The organism is Stenotrophomonas sp. 05L44_2 (assembly GCF_056665995.1).
In genome coordinates this window covers 1-2,413 of the sequence record NZ_JBFTNR010000640.1, presented here as the reverse complement: position 1 = coordinate 2,413, position 2,413 = coordinate 1, and the positions used below count along the sequence as shown (strand labels likewise).

The window sequence follows — 2,413 nt, the reverse complement described above, 5'->3', positions numbered from 1 at the left end:
GCGATCGGCCGCGATACCTTCACCGTGCGCCGCCAGGCCGAACAGCAGTCGCTGCTGGATGATGCACCGGCGCCGGTGCACGTGACCGGCCACAGCATGGTGCAGCCGTATTTCGGTTTCCCGCAGAAGCTGTCCAACCTGATCGACCGCCCGGTATCGGTGAACTGGAAGCCCGGCAACGTCGGCCACTGGGTGATGCTGCTGGAGTACCTGGAATCACCCGCGTTCAAGCAGAACAAGCCGCAGGTGCTGGTCTGGCAGATGTTCGAACCGTCCTACCCGCAGGGCCCGGATGCACGTGGCCAGTGGGACAACGCCTCGATCATGACCCCCGAACAATGGAAGGTACGCCTGCACAAGGCGCTGGGGCAGTGATCCGATGAATGCCCGTCCCGGGGCGCCCGCGCCCCTGCCACCTGCTGCCCCACCGCGTGCCCATCGGCTGACCGCCGTGGTGGTATCGGCATTGCTGCTGATCGGCGTCTGCGCCGGTGCCTGGATGCTGGCCAACGCCAAGCTGCCGGCCGAGAAACTGCTGCCCTCGCGCTGGGCAGATGGCGAAGCCGGGCAGGCGATCAACCAGGCCCTGCGGCTGCCGATCCAGGCCCAGGGCGACCTGCTGGGGGCCGCCGTGCGCTATCGCCTGCTGGGCGATCTTGGCGAGCAGGTGGCGCTGGGGTGCCCGGACTGGCTGTTCTACCGCGATGGCCTGCGTCCGCAGCCGGGTGCCGGTGCCAAGGTATTCAACGATCGCGTGCGCCTGATGCAGCACTGGTCGCAGCAGTTGCAGGCCACCGGTGCGAAGCTGCTGGTAGTGGTGGTGCCGGACAAGTCGCGCATCGAGCAGGCGCACACCTGTGGCCTGCGCTATTCCGAACCGATGCGTGCGCGCTACGGGCAGTGGCAGCAGGCGCTGGCGGCGGCGAAGGTACCCAGTGTCGATCTGCTGCCGGTGTTGTCCGGGCAGGACGCGCCGGTGTTCTTCCGCACCGACGTGCACATGAACCGCATCGGCGCGCAGCGTGCCGCCGACGCGGTGAGCGCGGTGGCACTGCCGTTGCTGGGCGGGCAGGGCAGCCAGGCATTCGAGGTCGGAGCGCCGGGCACGCCCAAGCCACGCATGGGCGACCTGATCGTGCTGGCAGGCCTGGAACACGCGCCGCCATCATGGCGGCCGCCGTTGGACCTGGAGCCGGAGCAGGTCATCACGCCGCTGCGCAGCGGTGGACTGCTGGACGACACCCCGCCGGTGGAGGTGCTGCTGCTGGGCAGCTCCAACGGCCGCCGCAGCCTGTTCGCAGAACGCCTGGGCCATGGCCTGGGGCGCGAAGTGTGGAACCAGAGCATGGACGGCGGCCAGTTTTCCGGCGCACTGCTGGCGGCGCTGCCGCAGCAGTCGACGTGGCCACCCACCGTGAAACTGGTGATCTGGGAATTTTCCGAAATGGCCCTGTCCCTGCCGCTGACCGAAGGCGAGCAGAAGGCATTGGCCGGTATCGACTGAGCGCCGACCGACCATGCTGTTCAACTCTTTCCTGTTCCTGCTGATTTTCCTGCCGATCGCGCTGGGCGTGCACTACCTGCTGGGCGCGCTGAGGCCACGGCTGGCCGCGCTGTGGCTGTGCGTGGCCTCCATCGTGTTCTACGGCTGGTGGAATCCGCAGTTCGTGATCCTGCTGGCCGGCTCGATCATCTTCAACTACCTGGTCAGCCTGGTGATCCTGTCGCTGGCCAAGCGTCCCCGGTTGCAGCTGCTGGCCACCGCGCTGGGCGTGGCCGCCGACATCCTGCTGCTGGTGCATTACAAGTACTTCGCGGCAATGGTGAACTTCGTCCACGACATCGGCTTCAACGTCGGCCCGATGGACACGCTGATCCTGCCGCTGGGCATTTCCTTCTTCACCTTCACCCAGATCGGCTACCTGCTGGACTGCCGTGCCGGCGTGGTCAACGACCGCAGCCCGCYCAGCTATGTCCTGTTCGTGACCTTCTTCCCGCACCTGATTGCCGGCCCGATCCTCCACCACAAGGAGATGATGCCGCAGTTCAGCAAGCGCGAGACCTATCGTTTCCAGGCCGAGAACCTGTCCATCGGCGGCATGCTGTTCGTCATCGGCCTGGCCAAGAAGGTCCTGCTCGCCGACAGCATCGCGCCGTATGCCGATGCCGGTTTCGCCTCCACCGGTGATGTGCAGTTCTGGGGCGCATGGGCCACTGCGCTCAGCTATGCGCTGCAGCTGTACTTCGATTTTTCCGGTTATTCGGACATGGCGCTGGGCCTGGCCCGCATGTTCGGCATCCGCTTCCCGCTGAACTTCAATTCGCCGTACAAGGCCACCAGCATCATCGACTTCTGGGCGCGCTGGCACATSACGCTSACSCGYTACATCACSGCYTACCTGTACTACCCGGT

Annotated in this window: 3 protein-coding genes; all 3 read left to right on the top strand. The window is 66.0% G+C overall.

The window, feature by feature from the left end:
* The coding region (locus AC1VAN_RS18610; protein WP_480986418.1) for an alginate O-acetyltransferase AlgX-related protein at positions 1-375 on the top strand (375 nt) is incomplete at its 5' end.
* A 4-nt stretch (positions 376-379) separates the two neighbouring features.
* Positions 380-1,504: an alginate O-acetyltransferase AlgX-related protein gene (locus tag AC1VAN_RS18605; RefSeq protein ID WP_442251751.1), complete on the top strand. Its 1,125-nt coding sequence runs from the start codon at positions 380-382 to the stop codon at positions 1,502-1,504.
* 13 nt (positions 1,505-1,517) lie between these two features.
* The coding region (locus AC1VAN_RS18600) for an MBOAT family O-acyltransferase (protein WP_480986417.1) at positions 1,518-2,413 on the top strand (896 nt) is incomplete at its 3' end.

Coding starts and splice junctions, on each gene's coding strand:
- AC1VAN_RS18605 (WP_442251751.1), top strand. CDS start 380: ATGAATGCCCGTCCCGGGGCGCCCGCGCCCCTGCCACCTGCTGCCCCA.